We start from the raw sequence: 24930 nt of genomic DNA, 5'->3' as shown, positions 1-24930 counted from the left end.
ACTCAACCCTCCTTATGCTCATCAATTAGACGCTTTAGCTCATCAGCTTCCTTATTGGAGAGAGCTTTATTGCCGAAAAAAGAGACGAGAAACTGGGGCAGCGAGCCCTCAAAAGTCCGTTCAATAAAATGCTCGCTTTCGTACGCCTGGATCTGCTCTTTTGGAATAATGGAGCTTACAATTGTATCCTCATTTTTAAGAAGTCCTTTTTCACACATTTTCCGAAGCACAGTATAGGTGGTTGGCTTCTTCCATCCGAGCTTCTCTGAACACAAAGTTACCAGCCTCCCGGATGCCACCGGCTCACTCTCCCACACAACAAGCATAAATCGATAATCACTTTCACACAGCTTCAAGTTACTCATAATAACCTCCCCTATCCGGTTTATAATCATAAACCCATGTAACGAGTTTATAACTATAAACCAGAATAGTCAATGAAAATAGGAGAGTAAGGCTAAACCACTTCTTCAACCGACACCAGGTACAATAAGCTTCCTTCACTGAAAAGCACTCGATTCTCTCGAAAATCCTGTGTTAACGGGACAAGCGGCTCGGCTTTTTCATTCAGAAAATGGATCCGGCACCCTGCGGATAAACTCCCCGGTTTTTCATTTTTCTTAAGAATATAAGTTCCGTGTTTTCCGTAACCGCCATCGAACAGAAAGTGATAACCATCCGTACAAAACCCCGAAGAGCCGGAAATCTCAGGATTTATAAAGGTGACCTTGGGCTGCTCGATTCCGCCGGAAATACAGCCCAGCAAAAAGTCCGTATAATAATAAAACCAAACTTCCTCATCGTTAGCTGCATTCAACGCATAACAATCGGCGATATCCGACAATTGGTCCTCATACATTTTGTTGCCGTTCTCATCCCAAGCCAGAAGACCTTGCGCTCCTACAGGTTTATCCCAACCGTTGTTTCCAAACACGCCTTCGTCGAAATAACTGGTCCAAATGATCCCTTTCTCCGTCACCTGAACACTTTGAATGCCGTCTCCAAGCAAAAATTCTCGGATCGTATTCCCTTTAAAATCACACACTTTAGCGTTCAGATCATACTTGCCTACGCCATAGTAAGAGCAGCGCGCTCCGACTAACAGTAGACGATTATGAATCGGCTGAACATAATGATAATTGAAATGTTGATCCGCAAACACTACTTCATCAACATAATCTTTTTCTACGAGCAGCACCTTGTAGGTATATGGTTTCTTTAGAGTCGATGGGACGAACATACCTCGTTCCCGTATTGGGATCTGGTTAATGAGCAAAACATACATGCAGCCATCGGAGCCAATTTGTGCCGAGACAATCTTGAAACCCTCCGTATACGCAGAAATATCAGCAAAAGGTTGAAGCGCCACCGTTTTATTAAACATGCCCATTCCTCCTTAAAGACAGCTATAAAACAAACTAACTTCTGTACTTACTAACTGAATTATGTCTGAGCAGAACGCTCCTGAACATGGCGAAAGTATGGCAAAGGAAAATGTGTTAAATGAGGTCATGCCGCATGACCTTTTTTGATAATAACTATGAGAGCTAGACCTGACCTTAGCCAAGTTTGTTTTTTAGGCATAAAAAAATACAGCGCATATGAATTACTGATCCATTATGCACTGTATTTTCAGTGTCTGACCTATGAGGTTTCTCAGCTCTTACTCTCATCGTGAAATTGAACAATCATTTTTCGGCATAGAAACGATGCTTCAAACCCAGACACGGCATCCCATTCGACGCGAATCTGATCGCCTTCATAGGCGAGACTCAGCTGCAAACAGATATTGCACTCCTCGGCTGGGCTTATTTTCTCATGCTGGATGTCTTCGAAATACAAAGCAATAGGCTGCTCCAGCCCACCTGCGGATGTATGGCTGATCGTTACATACAAGTTTTTCTGATTGCCACACAGTCCTGCAGCTTCCATACGGACCTTCGTTATTATATCGTAATGAAACGGGGGGAAGAAACCGAGCTTATCAATTACATTTTGGGCTCCCTCTATAGAAGTGAGCGGTGAGAATAGGCGTTCAAGCTGCCTTGTGTTCATTAGACTTGACTCATATTGGGGACTCGTATAAAGCAGGATGGAATCAGAACTGCAATCCACAACCGTTCCGATAAAAGCAGCCCAGTCGGGTTTACCTAATTCGCCAACAGTCATTCGAACCTGATCCTGCGCACGTAGCTCTGCTGCCAGATCCGTATTAATATATAGCCGATAGCCCTGTGCTTGAACCTGCCACTCCGTGCTTGGGGCAAAGAAGATTTCTTCCCGTTCCACAGAGTGAACACTAACGTTCCATTCCCGATTTTCTAACATCAGCTTCGATAAAAGGACAACACCCAGCATATGCCGTTCCGATCGGTAACGATCGCCAGCAGACCGTTAAATGGAGCTTCGTACATTTCCGTATTAACTGTCCCGCTGGAGGCAAATTCATTGTAAATCCCTCGATAAGCCTCTTCCGTCTCGATTTTTAGAAAGACTCTTACATAATCGCCCTTCAGCGCAGGTTTCGCTGCTTGAGTATCTGCAAACTTAAGGATTGCATCCCCCACTTGTAGGTCCGCATTGAGTACCTCTTCCCCTTGCTTGCGTAGAATCGCAATCTCGCCGCCAAAAACGCTTTGATAATACTTTATTTCCTCCTTGCAGTTGTCCACTACGATAAACGGATATGCTATCATTCTTTACACCCTCCTAAGGTTCGTTTGGTCATACGCTGCATTTGTAATTTCAATCGCTTATGTGACATTTTTCATTACAGCATTTCATCCTGCCTGCTCAGATTGCTAAGCACAACCTTTAACAGGCTTATAAATAGATCATATTCCTCATCGGAAATCCCCTGCTTGGTTCTACTTTTGACCCGGTCTAACGCTTCCTGCACTTTCGGTACAACAGCCTGTGCCGATTCTGTCAAATAAAGCTGCTGATAGCGGTTATCCGCTGGGTCAACTTCCCTGCGCACGTATCCTTCCGCTTCTAGCTTTGCAATCGCCTTTGCGGTAGTCGTCTTGTCAATAAGCAGCTTCTCGCTTAAAGCTTTTTGAGTAATGGGCTGCTGAGATGCTATGGCCATTAGAAAAATATACTGCCCGCTGCCGATTCGATAAGGTGCCAGCTCCGCTGATATCAAGACTTGCATATGGCGGTAGATGGCAGAAATATATTGTCCGTGAGATTCCGATTCATGCTTCTCAGCCAGCTTCCTATATTCGCTCAGTTTTCTCACCCCTTAAATAGTATGTCATTGCAACTAATATCAGTATATGAAATATAGAATGCTATTGCAACTATTTTTATGTAAAAATTTATACATTTTTTCGCTCCCGAAGCAATGTTTTGTGCTAACCATCCACTTCGCAAAATAACAATTCAGCGGAATTGTCCGTTCTGTCTTCATCAGCATTTTTTTCTGCTAACCATTGTAGACTGTCATTTTTGTTGATATACTATTGAAAAATAATTCCATTTTGAGTAATTCAAGGGCTATGCTTTTCTGGCAATGCTAGAGACAACCCCGCTACCTGTAGCGGGGTTGTTTTGTTTTCCAAATGAAATGGAGGATGCACAATGACTGGAAACGAAGAATCGAGAATGATTTTAACGAAAGAGGATTTAATTACACAGTTCAAAAACTGCGGATTAACGGAAGGGCAAACCATATTCGTACATACTTCATTAAAGAGCTTGGGATTTGTTGTAGGCGGGGCTGAAACGTTAATAAGGTCACTTCTTGAAATCGTAGGAGAAGAAGGAACATTGATGATGCCTTCTCAGACATGGAAAAACCTTGATCCCTCTACTGGAGTTCATTGGAATGAACCGATAGAATGGTGGCCTATTATTCGAGAAAACTGGCCCGCATTTGATAAAGAAATAACACCTGCCATTGGTATGGGTGCCGTGGCTGAAATGTTTAGACAGTGGCCAGGGGCAAAAAGGTCTGATCACCCGGCAAGGTCGATAGCAGCAGTAGGGAAACACGCGGAATATATAACAGAAAAACATGATTTAAGTAATATTTTTGGCAGCGACTCCCCTGTAGATAAATTGTATAAATTAGATGGACAAGTACTATTAATTGGTGTTGGCTATGAAAAAAATACATCTCTGCATTTAGCGGAAACGAGAGCGAATTTTTCTTCCAAAAGATTTGCAGATGAGAGCAGTGCAGTCATGATTGATGGCAAGAGAACGTGGGTTACTTATTCTACTCAAGCAGTCGACGACGAAGATTTTAGTAAATTAGGAAACGAATATGATCAACAAAAAAATATCAAAATTCATAAAGTAGGAAATGCTGATGTGCGATTTATGGAAGTAAGACCCCTGATCGACTGGACCGTTCCTTGGATGGAGAAGAATAGAGCGTGACGGCTCGCCCCCACTAATCACTCTAGCTACAAAAAGGTACCCCTACGCTAAACATTCTTTTAAAAATGTCCATTGTATGGGTACCCTTTTATAAATGCCAGCTGAGCTTCTAGGGATATGCTTTCAGGGATATGGATCAAAATAAAATAAGCCCAAATCAGCTTTTTTAATTCTTTGCATCAATCAAGGTAAACCAGTTGGGATCTCCATTATATGTTCCATTAACCTGATATACAGGCCGATAAAAGTCTTTTGAATCATACATATAGGTTAGTTCTATTCCTTTTATTTCTAGATGGTCACCCTTTTTTATTTCAAGCTGATCCTTTGTTAATAAAGCATTTCTTTGCAGCTGCTGAAATTCCCCATCCTCTATGCGTTTATATACTTCGGCTGGAGATAATAAATCCAACGCTCGCACAAACTGATTGTGCTTAATTCCGCTATTGATCGCGTAGATGCTGCCATCCTCTTTTAGGCCAATGGAGAAATCGCCTGTCCAATAATCCTCGTTCATTCCGGGAATCTGCGAGAGTGACCATGCATACTCACCGTCTTCTACTCCTCGTGGTTCAGCCTTCTCGGTAGGCAAGCCCAACTCATCCGCAATCATTTTTGCCTTCTCTAACATAGATTGCGAATCAGTTAGCGAGGCTTGCCCTGGGATGTAATCATTTTCGGTTAACGACCAGTTACCCTCTTCGGATTGAAATAACGTGAATTGTGTACCGCTATTACTCGTTAACACACTTTCACGATCACTTCCCCACTTCTTGACGCTTAACTCGGTCAATGCTAGTTTTTGCCGCAGCATCGCTGCGATTTCATCATTATTTACGACTCTTTTGTACACCGCTGCAGCATTTGGTTCTGGGCTTAACGTGAGTGAAGTGCTAAGTTCAACGCCTTTCATATTCCATTTATGATACGAATTAATGGCTAGTTGACCAAACTCCTGCTGATTGTAGACGATACTCATTGCACCAAACATCAAACCGATTGCTATGGGGATGGACAGATTGCCCAGCAGGCTCTTGATCTTAACTTTTTTGTGCTCAATGACAGAAGCAGCAAGTCTATACAACTGGTAGCCCATAATGCCGCCAAGTGTATTGTTAATAAGATCATCAACCTCAAATAGACCTGCGCCAGTAAGCGTCTGATACGTTTCGATAGCTAATGTCGCACATACAACAACAAGAAGAAGCGGTTTGAACACTCTAAACTTGTAACTCAAACAAGGCAGCAAAATCCCCAATGGCACAAACATTAAAATGTTAAAAATACCGTTTTGAAATTCTCTTAGCGAGTATTTTTGCCATGCTTCAATGTAACCGCCGAAAGGATATAAGTTCATTTCCAAGAAATGTGACGTACCACGGCCGATAACGGTCAACTGAAGAACAAAAACAATATAACCGATGAAAAGCGCACCGAGGATAAGCTTACTCATAGGCAGCCAGGGCTCTTCCTCTCGCCTTCTTTTGCGATAATAAAATGTATAATAACCTGCAATTAGCAGCAGCTCGATTCCAACTACAATGACCACTGGCAATCCCAGAAAGCGTAAGTAATTGAACATATCTGTAATGCTCACAATATTCCTCCTCATACCGAACACAAAATCGTACTGTCTTACTCTCTTGTGGTTTTTCATTATAACACGGCACTATAAATCATCTTTTTCTAATTCCTTAAGAAACCTTTAATAATATTTAAGGTTTATAATTTAAAAGATCTGTCCTCGACAGGGTTTTATTGAAAAATATAGCGATGAGCTTTCGAACGCAAAAATACATCGCCCTAGGAAAATACCTTATAGTTTAGTTTTGCAGGTGAATATGCAGTAAATAAATGCAGACCTAGTAGGCTACCGATTACAAATTCCCCCTACGAGCAGCACATTGTTTGCGTTTGAGCCGAAGTATCTCCCGAGTACTTTCAAAGGCCGAGTAGTCTTGGATCACAAAAAATACATCACCCAAGGCACGCGGCCTACATGGTGATGTATTCAAATCATTCATACTATTTTAGACTCTCAACAGCATTAACACTTCGTTTGAAAATTCGCTTTTCCTTCCAAGGTTGCTTGCAAAAATTTTTTCGACTTTTTTAATCGCTTCTGAATATCCTCAATTTCTTCAATTTTTTGTTCAACTATTTTTTTCTTTACCTCGTATGATAAATTAAGTTCTTGATTTACTAGTAAACTCAACTCTTCTACCGTAAAGCCTACGGATAAAAGTGCCTTCACATCTTCTAGAAATTCAACAATTTCCTCAGTATAAATACGATAATTATTTGCATCTCTTTTGACAAATGTGTCCGGAATTAGGTTTTTACGTTCATAGAATCTCAAGGTTGATATAGGCAGACCCGTTAATTTTGAAACATCGTTTATTTTCATCATATGGCCTCGCTTTATTTATTTGCTATAAACCTTGGTTTATAGTTCATAATGCAATTATGATAACGAACGACATACACAATGTCAAAAAAACCTTATGTTATCAAAAGGAGAGATTCTATGTTTAACCACATTCAAAATAACAATTTCACCAGTATAGTTACAGGAAGACGTTCTGTGCGTAATTATGATGAGAACATTAAAATATCAAAAGAAGAGATAAGTGAAATGATTTCGGAAGCCAGTCTGGCTCCGTCCTCTGCTAATATGCAGCCTTGGCGTGTAATTGTGGTTGATACTCCGGAAGGAAAAGAGAAACTAAGACCCCTTGTACGTTTCAATACATTACAAAACGATACTTCATCTGCCATGTTATTAATTTTTGGTGATACCCAAAGCTATTTATATGTTGAAGAAATTTATAATACTGCCGTGGAACAAGGTAAAATGCCAGCTGAAGTACGGGATAGTCAACTCGCAACCATTCTATCGATGTATCCAACTCTACCAAAGGAAATGAAAGTAGAAGTTGCAAAGGTCGATAGCAGCCTCTTTGCCATGCAGTTAATGTTAGTAGCTCGTGCACATGGGTATGATACGAATCCAATGGCAGGATTTGAAGTTGACCAAGTAGCTAGAGCATTTGATTTAGATGAAGAGCGCTATGTTCCAGTCATGATTATTTCAATAGGAAAAGCAAAGGAAGAAGGACATGAATCCGTTCGATTAAGTTCTGACAAGATTACATTTTGGAGATAATCATTATTCAAAATAAAACTTAAAATAAGCAAAATCGCTTATAAACAGGAAGCAATAGTTAAGGGTTCACCTTAACATCTATAAAGCAAAATGAAGGACACCCTGATTGGGTGTCCTTCATTGTAGCTACAAAAATTAAACACGACATTTCTATTGAGCAAATCTCCCAATCAGGCTGTCTTAGTACAGCAACCCTACAGGGGACTGCCCTGTTAATAATTCAAAATGCTGATGCGAAAAGCTTGACTCTTCTAGTTCCGAGTTACATATCCGGTATAAAACTAAGATATATTCCCAGTCCGTTTTACCAACCACTTTTTGGTCTAGTTTCATTTTTGCAGCCCCATGTACAACTTTTCCTGGCGAAAAGATATAAGGCGTGTCATTAAATTGAAATTGTATTTTTCCTGTAAGAGGAAACACAAATCCAGGAAAAGAATCTGTATAGTCAGCGTGAGGCACGCCTGGATTTCTAGCGTATCGATATACTCCTTGTACTTGAAAAGGAGTGTGTGCCAGATGCTCTGCTAACTGATCAACGTCGATTTTCACTATGCTTACCTCATTTCAATGGTAATTGACCGTTAATCCTGACCGATCGTTGTATATCCAGTGTCCGTTGGAATATAGAAAGGTAGGCATGAGGACTCTCATCTATTTTCACGTTATTGATAACAATTATCATCGCCAATCTGCCGTTAGTCAAATTACTGCTGACAGTCTCCTTTTGTAACTAACCAGACATCCTATTCTCTACTAAGAGTTTATAGTTTATGAGCATGTGCTCTGTTAAGAGCATTTCATGAGCCTATTCCAATTTTTTCGTCGGCTTTGTATTGATTCCAAGCACAAAAAAATACATAGCCTGAGCATTAAGCCCACATGGCCATGTATTTAAATCATTCATACTGTTATGCCTCTCAGCAATTACTCGTCGCTGGCTAGGCGCGCATATGTCAAAAAAGACACCCCCAACGGTGTCTTTTCCTCCTTCTATTCGTATGCAAAGCCAACACTTGAAAGGCGATGCATATTCGCTGTATTAAGAATTAGTTCGTGGTTGAGGTTAGTTCCTTGTTCGACGTCCGGCCAAGCAGATTTAGAAATTCCCGCATAAATCCAGGGAGATCAGGCCATGCGTGACCCGATACTAAATTTCCGTCTACATGCAGTGTCTCACTTGCATATTCTGCGCCGAGTGATTCGACTTCTAGCTTGCACGCATTGTATGCCGTTAACGTTCTGCCTTTGAAGTAGGAACGATCTGGCAGTGCCAAGAATACCTGAGCACCGTGACAAATCGCGCCTACAGGCTTGTCCGCATCCAGAAAGTGCTGGACAATTCGCGGAAGATCTTGATCGTTGCGGATGAACTCAGGAGCGCGTCCGCCTGGGATGATCAAGGCATCGTAGTCAGCAGGCTCCACGTCCGCAAAGGCTATATCAGACGGCAGCAGATGAGCTGGCTTCTCCGAATAAGTATCCCATCCCTCGATGAAGTCGTGGCATACCGTATTCAATGTCTTCTTTCTCGGCGAAGCGATCACCGCCTCGTAGCCCTCTTCCTTCAACCGATAGAATGGATAATAAACCTCCAGAACCTCTGCACCGTCGCCGGTTAGAATAAGCACGCGTTTGGACATTTTACCCTCTCCCAACTGTAAATTTATGTAACACCTTTTTCTATTATGGGGATAATCTGCAAGCGCCGTCAATGGTCCTTAAGAACGGGAGGAAGATGTCAAATTACGCAAAAACACGTCGTACCAGCAGGTAAGCTGCAGATACGACGTGTTTTTAATAGTTGAAACCTAATAGGATGAGTTAAGGCTTCACTACAGATACGAGAAACTCGTTTTTACCGGAAATAAGTGTAACTTCTGCCGACAAATCCAAATCCTTCACATAGACGGATTCACCGATATTCATACCGCTAATATCATATTCTATCACCGACGGCAAATGCCTTGGCAATGCTTCTACCTCAATAAACTCAGACTGAAGTTGCACAATTCCGCCCTGCTTCAATCCGATTGGCTTGCCTATGAATTTTACTGGAATCTTTGTGCATACGATTTCGTTATTCTGCACTTGCTGGAAATCAACATGAAGCAAGTCACGCGTTACCGGATCTCGCTGGAGATCCTCTAGCAGTACGGACACCGAATCTTTCCCGTCAAGCTGTATATCGATAAAACCAGATGCACCTTGCTTCAACCACTTATGAAATTCTATCGTTGAAATATGAACCATCTTATTTTCTACATTCCTACCAAACACAATACCAGGCAGACGACCTGATTTACGTAGATTACGAAGCCCTGATGTATTCAAATGTGTACGTTTCTCTGCTTGCATAAATGTTGTCATGCTTAACTCTCTCCTCTTTATTAAAAGATCTTTGCGCTGGTTCCTTAGTCGCAGAATCTTCCCCCATAGGGGATAAAGAGCGAAACATAGCATCACCACCTCCATGTTCTGCCGATTACGGCACAATACATTTAATGTAAAACCTCCGTAAATATACAGGAAGGCACCCCACTTCGGAAAGTGGAATGCCTATCTGTAAACCACACCATATCATAGAAACGTCACGTTGTCTAATCAAGACGCTGGGCAATTACGGGCGAAGGTTCCGGTATCTTTGTGTAATTAGGATGAACATGAGTGTACGCTAGGTCTCAGAAAATAATTCATTTCATCGTTCGAAATCCATTTGTTGACCTCGTGTTGAGTTCACGATATAAAAATACATCGCCGCAGCTTACAAGCTGCATGGCGATGTATTCATCTAATAAGTACTGCTATTCTTCTAACCGTTCTTCTTCGTGCCCGATGGCGACAGGGTTGTCAGAGTAAGATATCCAATCGCTCCAGCTTCCCGCATACAAGCGCACTTTCGTGAAGCCTGCTTCCTGCAGCGCAATGACGTTTGGCGTGGCTGTGACGCCTGATCCGCAATACACGATCAGCTCGCCGTTCTTGTCCAGATCATGGAACCGATCGGTTTGAGCGGCGACATCCTTCCAACCGCCGGATTCCGTTAGACCCTCTTTCCAGAAACGATTAATCGCGCCTGGAATGTGGCCTGCGACGCGGTCGATCGGCTCGACCTCTCCGCGGTAGCGTGGAGCTTCGCGCGAGTCGATAAGCGTTACTCCCTCGCTGCCAAGCAGCTCCCTAACCTCATCCATTTCAACTAGCATATTGTGCTGCACCGTTGCAAGGTATGTCGCAGGCTGCACCACTTTGTTCTCGGTTGATACGGGCAACCCTTCATTGACCCAAGCCGAGAAGCCGTTTTCCAGTACATAAACCTGCTCATGCCCCATATACTTCAGCAGCCACCACAGCCGAGAAGCCATCGCTCCGCCTTGATCGTCATAAGCGACCACAATCGAATCGTTGCTTATGCCCGTCCTGCCGAACGTCACTGTCATTGCAAAAATATCGGGAAGCGGATGGCGTCCGCCATATTCCTCTACCTCACCGGATAGATCCTTCTCCAGATCCATATAAACAGCCCCCGGAATATGGGACTCCTCGTACGCTCTGAGCCCCGCATCGGGATCGTCCAAACGAAAACGGCAATCCGCGATGACGAGTTTCGGCTCACCGAGTTTCTCCTTTAGCCATTCCAACGACACGATGTTATTCATTTTGACTCGCCTCTTTCGTTCATTTATGTAATCCATTATGGAATCTTTAGCCTTAGATTGCTCTATTAGCCTTCATATCTATAGTATATGGTGTGATTCCAATCTTCAATGGAGCTCTTCTGCCAATTATATAACAAAGACCGGGAGTCTCTCCACTTAGGAGTCTCCCGGTCTGCTATTCCAAATTCTAGATCACATTGTTATAATCGTGATTGTTTTCATCGTGCCGCAGCCGATCTTGCATAGATGCAGCCGACGGTTGTTATTATTTAATCATCTGAAATACTTGCTCGACATCTTTGTCTCCACGTCCGGAAAGGTTAATGATCAAGATCTGTTCTTGATCCATCGTTGGCGCCAGCTTCTTGGCATAGGCAACCGCGTGCGCGCTCTCCAAGGCGGGAATAATTCCTTCCGTACGAGAAAGTTCTTGGAACGCTTCCAGCACTTCCTGATTGGTAACCGTCGCATATTCGGCGCGCCCTGTCACCTTCAAGTGGCTATGCTCCGGCCCGATACCCGGATAATCGAGCCCCGCGGCGATCGAATACGTCTTCCGCGGCTCTCCTTCCTCGTCCAGCAGTACCAAGCATTTGAAGCCGTGAATCATGCCCGGAACGCCTTCTGTTAAAGTCGGGGCTTGATCGGGTTCAACGCCAATCAAGCGAACACTTGGCTCGTCGATGTAATGAGCGAAAGCGCCAATCGCATTGCTGCCGCCGCCCGCACAGGCTACTACCGCATCAGGCAAACGACCTTCCTTCTCCAAAATCTGCTGCTTCGACTCTTCACTGATGACCGCTTGAAAATGCTTGACCATCGTCGGAAATGGATGTGGACCAACCGCAGAACCGAGCAAGTAAAACGTATTTTTATAATTGCGAACCAGATCGCCCAATGCTTCGTCCACAGCGTCCTTCAGTCGACCCTGACCCTTATCAACCGGCACAACAGTAGCACCGAGCAGTTCCATCCGGAACACGTTGAGCGCCTGGCGGCGCATATCTTCAGCTCCCATATAGATGACGCATTCCATATTAAACATTGCGCAAGCCGTAGCTGTCGCAACTCCATGTTGACCAGCACCAGTCTCGGCGATAATCCGCTTGGCACCCATTCGCTTGGCGAGCAGAATCTGGCCAATGGCGTTGTTGATCTTATGCGCACCAGTATGGTTCAGATCTTCGCGCTTTAAGTAGATCTTGGGTCCTCCCCACGATTTGGACAGCCTCTCCGCATACGTGAGCGGGCTCTTGCGGCCAACATATTCACGCAGGTAATAGCTGAGCTCTTCCTGAAAGTCCGGATCTTCCCTGAACTTGTAAAATTGCTCGCTCAAATAGTTTAGCACTTCCTGCAATTCCGGTGGAACGAAGCTTCCTCCGAATTCCCCGAAGTACCCCTCTTGCTGCAACTGTTGGTCCATAAGTAAGCGCCTCCATAAATTAAAATGGTAATCTATCAGAACTATATTACCATAATTTTCTGTAATATTTTATATACGTGTATTGTCAGCCGGTAGAATAATAACACTCTAGCTTGCAGTCATGCTCTGAAAATGACATCCAATCGTAAACTTGTCCTTAATCTGTTACAACCCTCTTCGCTAAAGCACGATACTGAGCTTATCCCTAATCAAAGCAACAAGCTTTTCCGCTTGTACGTCTGATAAGGCACCCGATGCGAGCTGACGAGCGGCGACTGGAACGTACCAAGGGAATATTTCATCTTCTGTCACGCCAGACAGCTTGCAATATTCATCGACGAATATACGGTAAGCTGTCTGCCGCGAGAATTCAAAGAATGCGTTAACGTCAGGCGGCGTTTCTGGGGGCAACACAGCATACAGGATCGTCACGCAAACTTCCGCGATATCCGCCGCCGGGTTGCCGATTACGGTATGCATCCAATCAATCATAACTGGTATACCTTCTCGTAAAATGAGATTATTGACGTTCGTGTCGCCGTGGCATAGCATTCGTTTATTAGGCAACTGATCCACATAAGCATGGAGGGCAGTTATTTCGTCTTCCGTCAGCAAGGAGGGTCTACCGATGATTACCTTCAAATGCTCCTTTTGCTCAGTAACGATCCCGCTGATGTCACCTTTATGAATGTTATACAGGACTCGAGCAAATTTCCTTAAATCGCTGTCTACATCGTCAAAATCAATTTCATGAAAAGCATGCAGTTGTTCAAAAAAACGATTCACGAATGTCGATCCGACTACTTTCTCGAAGACGATACCAAGGCGGTTATCCCACTCGACTTGCTCGAACGGGCGTGCTGCCGGTAGTCCGCTTGCCCAAGCAGCAGAACTGTTCCGATATTCGAGCTGAACAGCTTCCAATGGCGTGCCAGCATGAAACAACTTTACTACTTTTCCCTCTTCGCCCCACTCATGCACCTCACAGCTGGAGCCAATGCCTATGCATTTGCCTAGCATAATAAAGCGTTACCCCCTTTATCCAATCTAATTTTGTAAAATAATTGAAATTAAACCCATTATTCGTTATAATACCACGCTTCCATTAACCTGAAAATATAAAAATAGAGACGATAGTATTCCATTCATTGCTGAGCATATTGACTACTTAAAAAGGGAATCTGCTTACCAAAATGCCATAGAGTTTTGCAGCTAGTTGAAAGTAAACAAATTTAGGAGGATAATGACGAGCCCAGTAGTTGTGGTTACCGAATATAATAAAATTACTTGTGTATGGTTTTTTAACTGTATAACCTTTTTAATAACCCTAGCAGAAAAATATGTACTATATTCGTACTCGACACGAAACTTAATGAAAGTATTATCAGACACCCACCACCAACGGAATGCAATATATTATTTACATTTCGCAATGGACAAATTACAATATTTTCTAACCAATGACTAGAAACGGCCCCTCGTACGCTTTTTAACAACGCTCGTGAACTGAGTCGCGCTTCAGACGGTCGCAGTCGCAGTCGCAGCAAGACTTGGCAGATGCCATTGGAGCCACTCGTCAGACAGTAGGGTTATCGAGAAAGGAGACTACTCCCCTTCGATTACGCTCGCGCTCAAATTTGCCGCAACTTACAAGGTGCCCGTTTAGGAAGTGTTTTATTTAAAGGAGGAGGAGAAGTAAGCTGTTGTCATGGATTATGCATTAGCCATTTATTTCGATTATATTGCTTCTCGAAGTGTCTGGTCTGAGTGGCAGCAATGGGTCACGCTCAAAGCTTATCCAAACTCATCCTCTGCTGAATGGCGGTCAGCTTTGCTTTTTAGAGTACGGTGATGACATAAGTGCAGTATATGGTTTTGCTTATATGAAGTGGATTTAAACCTATTAGGTGACAGATCAGCACAAATATTATCCAAAACTAAAAATTTCTACCGAGGGGAGATTAAATTCCTATGAATATAGCCGCCAAGCTGATGCAAAAATTCAAAGACCGCGATACTCAGCATAAACTGCAAGTCTATCAGGACAAAGTGGAGCTCATTAGGAAACGGAATTTGGAAGCTTGGGACGATGGGCAGCTTCAAGCGGAATCCCTCCGACTAAGAGAGAAAGCAAAATCGGGTACGCCTTTGGATGAGCTGCTTATCGATGCTTATGCGTTAGTCTGTGAGACAGCAAAAAGAACACTCGGATTACAGCCTTATGATGTTCAGATCATCGCTGCCATCGCTCTTCACGAGAGTTTTTTGATTGAGCAGCATACCGGTGAAGGAAAAACACTCTCTGCTGTTATGCCTGCTTATCTAAATGCACTGACAGGCGAAGGCGTTCATGTACTGACTTTTAACGATTATTTGGCAAATCGAGATGCGGAGTGGATGGGCCCAATCTATCGTTTCCTAGGGTTAACTATAAGCTCGGTTCAAGCGGGAATGGACCTTTCCGAGAAACGTGAAGCGTACGCCGCGGATATAACCTATGTTACAGCCAAGGAGGCGGGATTCGATTATTTGCGAGACACGATCGCACTGGGCGAAGCCGATACCGTACATCGCCCTTTCCACTACGTCATCGTCGACGAAGCGGATTCACTGCTTCTCGACGAAGCGCGGGTGCCGCTAGTCATCGCCGGCGAGTCGGGGTCTTCCAGCAACGACGGCATTCGTTTCGCAGAAGTAGCTCGGCACCTCGAGCAAGTAGAGCATTACGACTTCGACGAGTTCGAACGGAACGTATATTTAAATGAAGCAGGCTCTGCGAAAGCGGAGTCGCTGCTCGGATGCGGCAATTTGTACGATAGCCATAATAGTCATTTGTTAACGTCATTAAATTGCGCGCTGCATGTGGAATTATTATTGAAAAAAGACGTCGATTATATCGTCCGGAACGGTAAAATCGAGCTGATCGACGAATATACCGGCCGCGTGGCGGAGAACAGGCATTTGCCGGATGGGCTGCAAGCTGCACTTGCGGCCAAAGAAGGGCTGCAGTCGATATCCGGCGGGGAAATTCTCGGGACGATCACCCTTCAACACTTCCTTAGCCTATATCCGAAGATTTGCGGAATGACGGCTACCGCTTACGCTTCCGCAATGGAATTCGAAGATATTTATGCGCTGCAGGTCGTACAAATTGCGCCGAACCGGCCAAACATACGGATCGACCATCCCTACCGGATTTATACACATAAAGAAGCCAAACTCAAGGCACTTATAAAAGAAATCTTATCCGTCCATGCGACGGGTCGTCCGATTCTCATTGGTACGTCAAGCGTCGAGGAGTCTGACATGCTGGCGGAGGCGCTAGCGGTTGCCGGTGTACCTTGCCATGTTCTGAATGCGAAAAACGACGCCAAAGAAGCCGAGATCATAGCCAAAGCAGGAGAAATCGGGGCCGTGACGGTGTCTACGAATATGGCTGGGCGGGGCGTTGACATTCGGCTCGGCGGCGGCAACCCCATGCAAGCAGAAGCTGTCGCCAAGCTAGGTGGGTTGTACGTGATTGGCACACATGTGAACGAAAGCGTGCGGATCGACGACCAACTGCGCGGGCGTTCTGGCCGCCAAGGCGACCCGGGAGCTTCCGTAATTTTCGTAAGCTTGGAGGACGAGTTGCTGCTTCAGTTCGGCATCGATAAAGCGTTTCGCAATCTGAGGCAGGATGAGGCTCTCGAAAAGCCGGGGCTCCGCAGCAAAATCGCGCATATTCAGCGCGTTGCTATGGGGCAAAACTTTCATATCCGCCAGGAACTGAACTGTTATTCGGATATGGTGGAGGATCAGAGGCGGATTCTATACGAGGAGAGGCTCGAAATTTTGAAAGGCGAGAAGCCGATGAGCCCTTCGGAGCAGCGGGTACGACTTTTTTATATCGACGAGTTCTGGGCTGACCATCTGGCATACGTTTCTTACATTCGCGAAGGCATCCACTTGGAGAGCCTTGCTAGCCGCAATCCGATCGACGAATTTCATGTGCAAATCGCCCAAGCCTACGAGCAAATTCCGGCTAAAATAAATAGTGAGTCGGAGAATATGCTTGTAAGACTCGAAGGTTCGAATGATCCGGCGAAGTGGGAAATGTTTGGTCTGAAGAGCCCTACTTCCACTCGGACTTATATTATCAACGATCAATACATCCAGAACAAGCGCAGCTCTTGGACCCCAATGACGATAATGGCTTATTATATTCGCAAGATTTTGCAGCCGGTATTCGGGTGGTCAAAAATTTAATATAGCGTATCTTTTTCAAAGGTGATTGCGTTGCCGCCCACTCTCGATTACAACACTTGCTTAATTTTAATGAAGCTATTTGCTTGCTACCTTGCCCGCTTGGAATTTTAATAATAAATCAGAATAGTAAACCGATCATCGACGCCATCCCTTTGGCGTCAATGGCGGTCGAATTCTTGCTCCGCACGAAAAGTGGCGTCTGTTCGTGAAAGGACGGTAGCAAAAGCGACAAGCGTTCAACAACCTCCTAACCCGACCGCTAAACTTTGACTGACTCCGAACCTTCTGCGACTACTCACTTCTCGCTTTGTTTGAAACCTGTTGAAAGGAAAGCCCAAAGAGGGCCGCAACCGGTCACCAACCAGTAACCTGTCACAGCCCCCATCCTGCTTATTGATTAAGCAATTATTTTGTTATTTTAGCGGACTCATGTTTACGGAATCGACGAGATGATGACTCGGCTCACGTTAGCTCCGCCCATGCCGCCGCTCACCCGAATAACGTTGCTGTTGCCTGTATTCAAATCGATGATGCGGCTGGCCCGACCGGTGTAGGTACTCCAGCCTCCCGTGCCAGGCAAAGTAAGCGAATAGCCGTTCCCCGACGGGTCGCCGCTGGCGTTCACTTTAAAGGTTGTTTGGGCGTCCGCTGAAGCATAAACCACGGTCAAAAGCTTCTGGCCGCCCATACCACCGCCAACCCCAGTCAGCTCGAAGTAGGAGCCCGGGATATGCATATTTTCAATGCTTCCACCCGACTTCGTCGCCCCTCCCCCTACGGACACGTTAGTTCCGCTCATTGGATATTCCGCTTCCTGCGTCGTTTGCGGGATCAAGGATACGATGACGCGCGATACGTTAACTCCTCCCATACCGCCGCTTAGCCGGATTTGATTGTTCGTGCCCGAATTCAAATCAATTAGACGGTTCGTTCGGCCGGTGTAATTGCCCCACCCTCCCGTGCCAGGCAGAGAAAGAAAATAACCGTCTCCGGCCGTGTCGCCGCTCGCATCTACCTTAAAGGCTGACCCACTGTCCCCGGAAGAATAGAGTACGGTTAGAAGCGCCTTTCCGCCTGCGCCGCCATTGATTCCATTCAACTGAATGTAGGAGCCTTGAGTATGCATATTTTCAACATTTGCACCGGATCGAGTCGCCCATCCTCCTATGGATACGTTGCTCATATTCATGGCATACTCCGTTTTCTGTGTATATGCGTCAAAGCTTTCGTTAATCAAATCGTAGTACTTGACCTCGGTAGCGGTGGAGCGCGGTCCAACAGCCGGTACACCTTCGGACGTCTGTATGACCTTTTGGATTGTCCCGTCGGAATTGAAATACAACCGATCCACGGCGACGGAACGAAGCGTACCGTTCGAGGAAATTTTCGCATTATGATAAAACATATACCAGTTCCCCTTGTATTCCACAACGGACCCATGCGAAGTTTCACTGCCGAATACCGGATCCAGTATGACGCCGCGGTTGGTCCATGGTCCAAGAGGATTGCTGCTGGTTGCATACCGCATCCGGTTCGCGCCAGGATTATTATCGGAGTACATTAAATAATAAACGCTTCCCCGCTTAAACACCCAAGTAGCCTCGTGGAAATCCTCCAGCTCGGTGAACTGCTTGACGGGACCATCTATCGACACCATGTCGCCACCAAGCTTCATCCCGTAGCTGGTACCTCCTCCCCCGGCATACAGGTAATAGGTTCCGTTGTCGTCGCGGAATACGTTAGGATCGATCAAATTGCTGCCAGGAAGCCCCTGTATATACCCTTGAACCTCGAAATCCTCTGCAGGCTTGTCGCTTGTTGCCACGCCGATTTTCCAAGAGCTATTCCAATTCGTGTCGCTAGGATGCGGAAAATAGAAGTAGTAGGTTCCGTTCTTGTATGCGGCATCCGGAGCCCACATAAAGCCCCCTTCCGGCCGTCCCCACTGCACATCTTCCGCGCTCAGGATCTCTCCTTCGTCCACCCAGTCGACCATATTGTCCGACGAGAAGACGTGATATTTATCCATCAAATCGCTTCCTCTGGAAGGAAAGATATCGTGTGACGCGTACACGTAAATACGTCCGTCATTCCACACTCGAGCAGAAGGGTCGGCGGTGAAAATACTAGTGAAAATGGGATTTCCAGAACTGATGATTGGATCCGCTGCTGATGTAGAGGAATTGAAACCGATAAGGACGGACAGCAGCATCGTTGCTGACAAAAACAAACTTAAAAACCTTTTACGCATAATTGTTACCTCCCATTTCTTAGGTTCGGCTTATACCATTAGCTTGCTTGGCAACCAGACAGCGAAGAGGATTCCAACATCACCCCTAAGTATTCATAATGGAAGAACTGTAAATATAAGGACTACTACTAGCTTACCGTATGAGTAACCTAGTATGTAGTGAGACATTTTTAAACTTTTCCAGTCATTCTTAGCCTTTTGGAACCGTTTTCATGAAAATCGATGAGTGCTGTATCCCCCAAACAAACAGATTCCCCTCTACAGAACTCCAATCACTCCAGCTTCCTGAATATGTAATAATGTCTGATTATCATGACGCCTATGTTACACTAGGGTGATAGAGGGGGAGTCATAATTGAATAAACAAAAAATCGTGATTATTGGCGCAGGGATTGTCGGGGCGTCCATGGCCTATCATCTGGCTAAACGAAATCAAGATGTAACCGTAATAGAACGACACCCCGCCGCGGCGGGTGAAGTCACTGAAAAATCTTTTGCCTGGATACATACGACGCATAGGGTGGCTCCCGAATACTGGCATTTGTACGATGCAGCTTTAGAAGAATATCATACGCTTCAGCAAGAGGTGCCCGAACTGAACATTCATTGGAATGGAGCGCTGACTTGGGGAACTCCACCCCTAAGGGAGCAACTCCACTTTCAAAAATTAAACCGCGAGCAGCTTGAGGCATTGGAGCCGAATCTAAAGGAATATCCGGATGAAGCGATCTTTGTCAGCGAAGAAGGTGCGCTGGACCCTATAGGGGTAACGAAGCTGCTGCTCAGCAAAGCGCGGGAGTACGGAGCAAAGATTCAGTTCGGCACCAACGTTACACAGCTGCATCAAGAAGATTCCCGCTTAGTCGGCGTCCATACGTCCAAGGGTTTTCTGGAGTCGGATGTCGTGGTAATGGCTGCAGGTACAGGCATACCCGAACTTTGCGCCCCCTTAGGTTGTCACGTGCCGGTAACGTCGTCGCCTTCCATTCTAATTCAGATGAAAACTACGAATAAACTGATACGCACATTAATCTCAAATGCGCAATTTGAAGCGCGTCAACTGACAGATCATATACTGCTGGCTGCGGAAGATTATATCGACGAGTCAGAGGAAAATGGACCAGAGGCGGTCGGTAAGCGAGCGTTCGACACGCTTCGACGCAGTCTGAAGGACGGAAATCAACTGGAACTGGAAAGCATAAAGGTCGGGATGAGACCCATGCCTGAAGACGGCTATCCGATCGTGGGATTCCACGATCACATAAAGGGACTTTATCTGACGGTGATGCATTCTGCGATTACACTGGCGCCGTTGATTGCGCATCTGGCTGCAAGTGAAATAATCGATAAGGAATCAAGGAGTGAATTAGACCCTTGTCGACTCTCCCGATTTTAGGACTACTCGAGGGATATTCCCGTTGCTTCTCGCGCATGAGGTGGGGGGTCAGAACGTAGTATACAGAGCTTTCCAAATTCAACAATACCGTTTTGTAATCATTCACCCCATTCGTTGACTTCACGTTGAATTTTGATACTCCTGAGCACAACGCAAAAGAGTACATCGCCACATGAGCGATGTACTCCAAATTACATACTATATATCTGCTTAAGCCTTCTACTCTTCCCCAGTCGCAATAGAATTCTCACTGTAAGAAATCTATCTGCCTAGCTCATCTGCCAGCTATTGGCCGGCCTGCTTTTGATGTCTATGACGACAACCTTTGCATCCTCTTCGACAAATTCATGCGCATGCATAGCGCCCGTGTCTTGAACCGCTCATGTAATAATGGCTACTCTTTCTACTAATTTTCCCATTTTGGAGCTTGCCACTTTGGTCATGCTAATCACTGCATGTTTAGAGCTGTTATTGAGCTGTATATCCACCATCAACGGTTAAGCTATTTCCAGTCATAAATGATGAGTCATCGCATGCCATGAAAAGTACGGCTTTTGCCATTTCTTCCGCTTTACCGAGGCGCTTCATCGGAGTGAGCCCGGCTAATACTTGTTTACTTTCTTCGGGAATAATGGGTGTGTCAATGAAACCTGGGCATAATGAGTTAATGCGGATATTTTGTTCTGCATATTCAAGAGCAAGAGAGCGAGTCAAATTAATCACGCCGCCTTTTGCCGCATTATAGGCTGCCGAGCCGGGCGAACCAACCCAGCCGTACATAGACGCCGTATTTACTATCGTACCTCCGCCCATTTTTAACATTTCGCGGATGGCTTCACGTGCTACCAGGAAGACGCCATCCAAGTCGACATTTACTGTGTTGCGCCACTCGGAGTACTCCAAATCATGCGAAGGATGAACGCGCCCAATCCCTGCATTGTTGAATACAACATCCACTTTGCCGAAGGCTTCAACGGTTTGTTTGAAGATATTGGCGACTTCTTCTTCACTTGTAATATTTGCTTTAACAAATAGTGCTTCAGCATTAAGCGCCTTTAACTCGTTCTCGAACGCCTTTCCTTTTTCTTCATTTAAATCAACAAGAACCACTTTGGCTCCTTCTAAAACGAATAAACGTGCTGTAGCTGCACCGATTCCGGATGCTCCCCCAGTAATCACAGCTACCTTGTTTTGTAGTTTGCCCATCGATGAATCCTCCAGTACAATATTTTTAATAGTACTATTTGCGTTTTTATTAATTAACATTCATTAATAAATATTTGTACTATTTTGTTCGCATCTTAATTGTACTTTTTTGTTCACATTTAACAATCATTAAAGTATTAATATATGTCTAACTAGTAGACACTTACATCAAAATCGTCTTTTTGCGAGGAGATATTTTCATGAGTGATGAACAAAACGTGACATCTGAGCGAAGAAATCGAACAGAAGAACATCTAAAATCAGCCTTTATAAAACTAATAAAAGAGAAGGGTTACCATCTCGTTTCTGTAAAGGACATTGTAGATACAGCCTCCTATAACCGTAGTACTTTCTATGTACATTACCAAGATAAAATTAAATTAGCTGAAGATTTACTTACTTCTATGTTTCAGGGGTTGGAAGATTCCGTAGGAAAACCATATGTTCCTGGACACAAAGTATACACGGAAAGACTCAACGCACCGTCCTTTAATATCGTTTCCTACATTTATCAACACCGGGATTTTTTTGAGTTGATAAAATACGATGATACTTTACCAGGATTGCACACGGGATTCCCTCAAACCATTCTAAAGATCTATAAGGAACAATTTATTTTTGAAACGATTAATAGCATCCCCGTCAACATGGATTATTTTAAGCGTTATACAGCCTATGGCTTTTACGGACTCATTCTGAATTGGATCAAGACTGATTTCAAGGAATCTCGGGAGGGTTTTATCCAGGAAGTGATTGATTTAACGAAAACGCATATTTATTCGGTTAAGTATGTAGGAAAATAATAAAAAGCCACCCGACTAGGTGCCTTTGATACGGTTCACTGCACTATCTGTAACGGCAAGTTTTAAGGCCATCCTTTTGCGGGATGGCCCTTTCTTTGATCTCGATATGTTTTATCGTGATCTGTTAGCGTAATATTTAGTTCTTTATCCAATCATTGAAATGATCTGCTACAAATCGAATCTCGCTCTCATAGTGAGCCAAGTGTCCCTCATCAACCATTTTTTTAAAGGCAAGATTTCCTTCGGCAGCGCCATTTCTCAACGTATCGCACATTGTAGTCAATCGTTGAATAATCCACTGACACAGTTCATTGGGGACGGGAGTTCCATACGATTCAAAAAACAAATGAATTCGTTTACGGCGCTCCGTAGCGTGTATATCCGATTGGTACTTCACCGTTTTTCCCGAAGAATGGTCCGGCTCGAAGCTCGCAAGTGGAACCGATGTATAGAGTGAATAAGCAATGTCCCACATACGTGGACCTGGACCAGCCATATCAAAATCAATGAGTCCCACAGGAATCCCCTTTTGAAAGACCACATTGTACAATGCAGCATCATTATGGCATATCACTTCGTGCTCACGTTCGTTGACATAACTAAGCTGCCATTTGCTCTTCATCATGAGAGTTGATCCTGCAGTCGCATCATGAAACTGGCGTAAAAGACGTGCTAAACCTACAAGCGTTTCATCCGACCACATGTAAGGCTCAAGTTCAGGGTACTCATTCCCTGGAACTTCCCCTGAAATGAATGTTAGTATTTCACGATCAGAATCGTCGATTCCGAGAAAACTTGGTGCTCCCTCAAAGCCTTGCTTCTCTAGATGTTTAAGAAGCTCATGAACACACGGGCTCCAATAACCTGTGGGACGGAGAACAGTATTTTCCCTACGGACAATGTGATTAACATTTCCGCCTTTTAACACTTCTTCCTGAGTCACTATGCCTCACCTACTTATTTCTATGATATTTCTCTTTAATCCTAGTTCACCAAACCAGCTATAGAAATTTTTGGCACATATATCATATTCGTGACTTAAAACCCTGAACCCTTTTCGTGAACGTGAGTTGTGGTAGGGATGGTTGCTCCATGGTAGTCACTACGAAATAAGATAGTTAGCGTTTAAAAGGAGTATGAACGATCAAAAGTGGAACAAACCAGTCAGGGGAGAAACCTCGCTTGGCATCGAATTTGGATCCACACGAATTAAGGCTGTACTGATTGATTACAATTTTGAAACAATCGCTTCCAGCAGCTATGAGTGGGAAAATCAATTGATTGACTGTTATTGGACCTGCCATCTCAATGAAATGATTAATGGGTTGCAAGAAACCTATCACCAATTACAGCAAGAGGTTGAGAATACTTATGACGTAACACTGCAAAAAATCGTATTTTGGCGCATGGCGGATTGTTCAAAACGCCGCTAGTCGGTCAAAAAATATGTGCCGCAGCACTGAATGTTCCTGTTTCGGTTATGTCTACGGCTGGTGAGGGCGGCCCATGGGGGATGGCAATTTTGGCATCCTATATGGTTAATAAGGAGCAGCACGAGTGCTTGGCTGATTTCCTTGCCAATAAAGTGTTCCATCATGCAGAAGGACAAGAGGTTTATCCTGACAGCGCAGATGTGAATGGCTTTGCCTTGTTTATGGAGCGTTACACGGAAGGGCTGGCAAATGAGCAGGCAGCGATAAATCATTTTGTGGAAAATTGGGAAAATGAGAAATGAGAAGCGTGTACCGATTTCACACGTATTGCGTATTATGCGCCGATCTGCAGGTTTGATGATATATTCATTGCGAGAGCTCTCTGCAAAGGTACATACCCATTTCGGCCGGAACGGGTAAGACGAACCTTAATAGGAGGAATGAATAATGAAGAAGATATTTTCGCTTGTCATGGTCATCGGCTTGCTTCTCGGGATGGCTTCCCAAGCGAGCGCGGCCAATGGGGTTTATGTGTTTAACCCGTATCCGAATAGCTACGGAGCGGTTCCGGATTATATCGGTATTACGAAGCCGACCGGAGGTTACCAGTACGAGTTCCGCATACAGGAGATAAATAACGGATCAAGGACCTACTATTCGGGTTTGCTCAACGTGCCGACCAGCGGATACGACATTCATCATACGTTAACAAATAGTACAAAGCTCGTGCTGGCAGGCGGAACTTACAATATTGATGCATCGGTTTATGACCGTTGGGGGACTCTCATCGGCAGGGATATAGTCAAGGTTAATTTTCTATAATTACGTAAGAGATGTAATCCCCCCGCAATCGCGATTTCTCGCAGACTGGCCCTTATTCGTTCGGGGCCAGTCTTTTCCCTTCCCTCACGTCTCTGCTCCCCTGTCATTCCTACATGACAATTACCATGTTC

General features: G+C 44.6%; 22 protein-coding genes and 3 pseudogenes. 9 read left to right on the top strand and 16 right to left on the bottom strand.

The features are described 5' to 3' along the window. Positions 1 to 2: 2 nt before the first annotated feature. From AC1DOV_RS02060 to AC1DOV_RS02040, 5 genes are all read right to left on the bottom strand, one after another. Positions 3 to 365 carry a BlaI/MecI/CopY family transcriptional regulator gene (locus AC1DOV_RS02060; RefSeq protein WP_430055466.1) on the bottom strand — a complete coding sequence of 121 codons (363 nt, stop codon included), beginning with the start codon at positions 363 to 365 and terminating at the stop codon, positions 3 to 5. A 92-nt stretch (positions 366 to 457) separates the two neighbouring features. Continuing rightward, a complete protein-coding gene (locus AC1DOV_RS02055) occupies positions 458 to 1384 on the bottom strand; it encodes a hypothetical protein (protein WP_477549041.1) in 927 nt (308 codons plus the stop codon). Between the two features lie 272 nt (positions 1385 to 1656). Beyond that, positions 1657 to 2289, bottom strand: coding sequence for a hypothetical protein (locus AC1DOV_RS02050; RefSeq protein WP_477549040.1), 633 nt, complete (start codon positions 2287 to 2289; stop codon positions 1657 to 1659). Positions 2290 to 2327: 38 nt separating this feature from the next. Beyond that, positions 2328 to 2696 (bottom strand): VOC family protein, encoded by a 369-nt coding sequence (locus AC1DOV_RS02045; protein WP_477549039.1) that lies wholly within the window; start codon positions 2694 to 2696, stop codon positions 2328 to 2330. A gap of 74 nt (positions 2697 to 2770) precedes the next feature. After that, a complete protein-coding gene (locus AC1DOV_RS02040) occupies positions 2771 to 3244 on the bottom strand; it encodes a MarR family winged helix-turn-helix transcriptional regulator (protein WP_477549038.1) in 474 nt (157 codons plus the stop codon). Between the two features lie 341 nt (positions 3245 to 3585). Between AC1DOV_RS02040 and AC1DOV_RS02035 the strand changes: the two genes are divergently transcribed. After that, on the top strand, positions 3586 to 4389 hold the full coding sequence (locus tag AC1DOV_RS02035) for an AAC(3) family N-acetyltransferase (protein ID WP_477549037.1): 804 nt from the start codon (positions 3586 to 3588) through the stop codon (positions 4387 to 4389). 166 nt (positions 4390 to 4555) lie between these two features. Here the strand turns inward: AC1DOV_RS02035 and AC1DOV_RS02030 are convergent, their stop codons facing one another. Together AC1DOV_RS02030 and AC1DOV_RS02025 are read right to left on the bottom strand one after the other, a co-directional pair. Continuing rightward, complete coding sequence (locus AC1DOV_RS02030; RefSeq protein ID WP_477549036.1) at positions 4556 to 5986, bottom strand: VanZ family protein; 1431 nt, start codon at positions 5984 to 5986, stop codon at positions 4556 to 4558. 450 nt (positions 5987 to 6436) lie between these two features. Continuing rightward, complete coding sequence (locus AC1DOV_RS02025; protein WP_477549035.1) at positions 6437 to 6799, bottom strand: MerR family transcriptional regulator; 363 nt, start codon at positions 6797 to 6799, stop codon at positions 6437 to 6439. A gap of 117 nt (positions 6800 to 6916) precedes the next feature. On the opposite strand from AC1DOV_RS02025, the gene AC1DOV_RS02020 reads away from it, so the two are divergent. Continuing rightward, positions 6917 to 7555 (top strand): nitroreductase family protein, encoded by a 639-nt coding sequence (locus tag AC1DOV_RS02020; RefSeq protein WP_477549034.1) that lies wholly within the window; start codon positions 6917 to 6919, stop codon positions 7553 to 7555. Positions 7556 to 7753: 198 nt separating this feature from the next. On the opposite strand, the pseudogene AC1DOV_RS02015 reads toward AC1DOV_RS02020, so the two are convergent. The 6 genes and pseudogenes from AC1DOV_RS02015 to AC1DOV_RS01990 all read right to left on the bottom strand — a co-directional run. After that, positions 7754 to 8107 (bottom strand): annotated as a pseudogene (locus AC1DOV_RS02015) (AraC family transcriptional regulator); the annotation flags it as partial. A gap of 497 nt (positions 8108 to 8604) precedes the next feature. Next, the gene (locus tag AC1DOV_RS02010; RefSeq protein ID WP_339206579.1) at positions 8605 to 9198 is read right to left on the bottom strand and encodes a DJ-1/PfpI family protein; all 594 of its coding nucleotides are present in this window, start codon (positions 9196 to 9198) and stop codon (positions 8605 to 8607) included. 181 nt (positions 9199 to 9379) lie between these two features. Further along, positions 9380 to 9925 (bottom strand): 50S ribosomal protein L25, encoded by a 546-nt coding sequence (locus tag AC1DOV_RS02005; protein WP_477549033.1) that lies wholly within the window; start codon positions 9923 to 9925, stop codon positions 9380 to 9382. Between the two features lie 434 nt (positions 9926 to 10359). Further along, on the bottom strand, positions 10360 to 11214 hold the full coding sequence (locus AC1DOV_RS02000; protein WP_477549032.1) for a sulfurtransferase: 855 nt from the start codon (positions 11212 to 11214) through the stop codon (positions 10360 to 10362). 265 nt (positions 11215 to 11479) lie between these two features. Next, positions 11480 to 12640: a tryptophan synthase subunit beta gene (gene trpB / locus AC1DOV_RS01995; RefSeq protein WP_477549031.1), complete on the bottom strand. Its 1161-nt coding sequence runs from the start codon at positions 12638 to 12640 to the stop codon at positions 11480 to 11482. Positions 12641 to 12820: 180 nt separating this feature from the next. Then, positions 12821 to 13660: a phosphotransferase family protein gene (locus tag AC1DOV_RS01990; RefSeq protein ID WP_339206573.1), complete on the bottom strand. Its 840-nt coding sequence runs from the start codon at positions 13658 to 13660 to the stop codon at positions 12821 to 12823. 530 nt (positions 13661 to 14190) lie between these two features. Here AC1DOV_RS01990 and AC1DOV_RS01985 point away from each other — a divergent pair. Beyond that, positions 14191 to 14306, top strand: a pseudogene (locus AC1DOV_RS01985) (helix-turn-helix transcriptional regulator). Between the two features lie 305 nt (positions 14307 to 14611). Beyond that, the gene (locus tag AC1DOV_RS01980; protein ID WP_477549030.1) at positions 14612 to 16888 is read left to right on the top strand and encodes a preprotein translocase subunit SecA; all 2277 of its coding nucleotides are present in this window, start codon (positions 14612 to 14614) and stop codon (positions 16886 to 16888) included. Between the two features lie 433 nt (positions 16889 to 17321). Here the strand turns inward: AC1DOV_RS01980 and AC1DOV_RS01975 are convergent, their stop codons facing one another. Beyond that, positions 17322 to 19139 carry a family 43 glycosylhydrolase gene (locus tag AC1DOV_RS01975; RefSeq protein WP_477549029.1) on the bottom strand — a complete coding sequence of 606 codons (1818 nt, stop codon included), beginning with the start codon at positions 19137 to 19139 and terminating at the stop codon, positions 17322 to 17324. 355 nt (positions 19140 to 19494) lie between these two features. Here AC1DOV_RS01975 and AC1DOV_RS01970 point away from each other — a divergent pair, with 355 nt between their 5' ends. Then, the gene (locus AC1DOV_RS01970; protein WP_477549028.1) at positions 19495 to 20535 is read left to right on the top strand and encodes an NAD(P)/FAD-dependent oxidoreductase; all 1041 of its coding nucleotides are present in this window, start codon (positions 19495 to 19497) and stop codon (positions 20533 to 20535) included. A 468-nt stretch (positions 20536 to 21003) separates the two neighbouring features. On the opposite strand, the gene AC1DOV_RS01965 is transcribed toward AC1DOV_RS01970, so the two are convergent. After that, on the bottom strand, positions 21004 to 21741 hold the full coding sequence (locus AC1DOV_RS01965) for an SDR family NAD(P)-dependent oxidoreductase (RefSeq protein ID WP_441877981.1): 738 nt from the start codon (positions 21739 to 21741) through the stop codon (positions 21004 to 21006). Between the two features lie 200 nt (positions 21742 to 21941). Between AC1DOV_RS01965 and AC1DOV_RS01960 the strand changes: the two genes are divergently transcribed. Further along, positions 21942 to 22544 (top strand): TetR/AcrR family transcriptional regulator, encoded by a 603-nt coding sequence (locus AC1DOV_RS01960; RefSeq protein WP_441877979.1) that lies wholly within the window; start codon positions 21942 to 21944, stop codon positions 22542 to 22544. Positions 22545 to 22680: 136 nt separating this feature from the next. Here AC1DOV_RS01960 and AC1DOV_RS01955 read toward each other — a convergent pair whose 3' ends face one another. Continuing rightward, positions 22681 to 23487, bottom strand: coding sequence for an aminoglycoside phosphotransferase family protein (locus tag AC1DOV_RS01955; RefSeq protein ID WP_441877977.1), 807 nt, complete (start codon positions 23485 to 23487; stop codon positions 22681 to 22683). Between the two features lie 193 nt (positions 23488 to 23680). Between AC1DOV_RS01955 and AC1DOV_RS01950 the strand changes: the two genes are divergently transcribed. The 3 genes and pseudogenes from AC1DOV_RS01950 to AC1DOV_RS01940 all read left to right on the top strand — a co-directional run bounded on the left by AC1DOV_RS01950 (position 23681) and on the right by AC1DOV_RS01940 (position 24799). Continuing rightward, positions 23681 to 23977 carry a hypothetical protein gene (locus tag AC1DOV_RS01950; RefSeq protein ID WP_477510166.1) on the top strand — a complete coding sequence of 99 codons (297 nt, stop codon included), beginning with the start codon at positions 23681 to 23683 and terminating at the stop codon, positions 23975 to 23977. Next, a pseudogene (locus tag AC1DOV_RS01945) lies at positions 23923 to 24279 on the top strand (FGGY-family carbohydrate kinase); the annotation flags it as partial. The gene AC1DOV_RS01950 and the pseudogene AC1DOV_RS01945, both read left to right, overlap by 55 nt. 145 nt (positions 24280 to 24424) lie before the next feature. Further along, positions 24425 to 24799 carry a hypothetical protein gene (locus AC1DOV_RS01940; protein ID WP_477549027.1) on the top strand — a complete coding sequence of 125 codons (375 nt, stop codon included), beginning with the start codon at positions 24425 to 24427 and terminating at the stop codon, positions 24797 to 24799. Positions 24800 to 24930 lie beyond the last annotated feature (131 nt).

The organism is Paenibacillus sp. 01T47 (assembly GCF_056398245.1).
This window is presented reverse-complemented; position numbering and strand designations above follow the sequence as displayed.

Bases quoted from the DNA above. Each gene is read 5' to 3' on its own strand.
- AC1DOV_RS02060 (WP_430055466.1), bottom strand. From the start codon at position 365: ATGAGTAACTTGAAGCTGTGTGAAAGTGATTATCGATTTATGCTTGTT.
- AC1DOV_RS02055 (WP_477549041.1), bottom strand. From the start codon at position 1,384: ATGTTTAATAAAACGGTGGCGCTTCAACCTTTTGCTGATATTTCTGCG.
- AC1DOV_RS02045 (WP_477549039.1), bottom strand. From the start codon at position 2,696: ATGATAGCATATCCGTTTATCGTAGTGGACAACTGCAAGGAGGAAATA.
- AC1DOV_RS02035 (WP_477549037.1), top strand. From the start codon at position 3,586: ATGACTGGAAACGAAGAATCGAGAATGATTTTAACGAAAGAGGATTTA.
- AC1DOV_RS02025 (WP_477549035.1), bottom strand. From the start codon at position 6,799: ATGATGAAAATAAACGATGTTTCAAAATTAACGGGTCTGCCTATATCA.
- AC1DOV_RS02020 (WP_477549034.1), top strand. From the start codon at position 6,917: ATGTTTAACCACATTCAAAATAACAATTTCACCAGTATAGTTACAGGA.
- AC1DOV_RS02010 (WP_339206579.1), bottom strand. From the start codon at position 9,198: ATGTCCAAACGCGTGCTTATTCTAACCGGCGACGGTGCAGAGGTTCTG.
- AC1DOV_RS02005 (WP_477549033.1), bottom strand. From the start codon at position 9,925: ATGACAACATTTATGCAAGCAGAGAAACGTACACATTTGAATACATCA.
- AC1DOV_RS02000 (WP_477549032.1), bottom strand. From the start codon at position 11,214: ATGAATAACATCGTGTCGTTGGAATGGCTAAAGGAGAAACTCGGTGAG.
- trpB (WP_477549031.1), bottom strand. From the start codon at position 12,640: ATGGACCAACAGTTGCAGCAAGAGGGGTACTTCGGGGAATTCGGAGGA.
- AC1DOV_RS01990 (WP_339206573.1), bottom strand. From the start codon at position 13,660: ATGCTAGGCAAATGCATAGGCATTGGCTCCAGCTGTGAGGTGCATGAG.
- AC1DOV_RS01980 (WP_477549030.1), top strand. From the start codon at position 14,612: ATGAATATAGCCGCCAAGCTGATGCAAAAATTCAAAGACCGCGATACT.
- AC1DOV_RS01975 (WP_477549029.1), bottom strand. From the start codon at position 19,139: ATGCGTAAAAGGTTTTTAAGTTTGTTTTTGTCAGCAACGATGCTGCTG.
- AC1DOV_RS01965 (WP_441877981.1), bottom strand. From the start codon at position 21,741: ATGGGCAAACTACAAAACAAGGTAGCTGTGATTACTGGGGGAGCATCC.
- AC1DOV_RS01960 (WP_441877979.1), top strand. From the start codon at position 21,942: ATGAGTGATGAACAAAACGTGACATCTGAGCGAAGAAATCGAACAGAA.
- AC1DOV_RS01950 (WP_477510166.1), top strand. From the start codon at position 23,681: ATGAACGATCAAAAGTGGAACAAACCAGTCAGGGGAGAAACCTCGCTT.
- AC1DOV_RS01940 (WP_477549027.1), top strand. From the start codon at position 24,425: ATGAAGAAGATATTTTCGCTTGTCATGGTCATCGGCTTGCTTCTCGGG.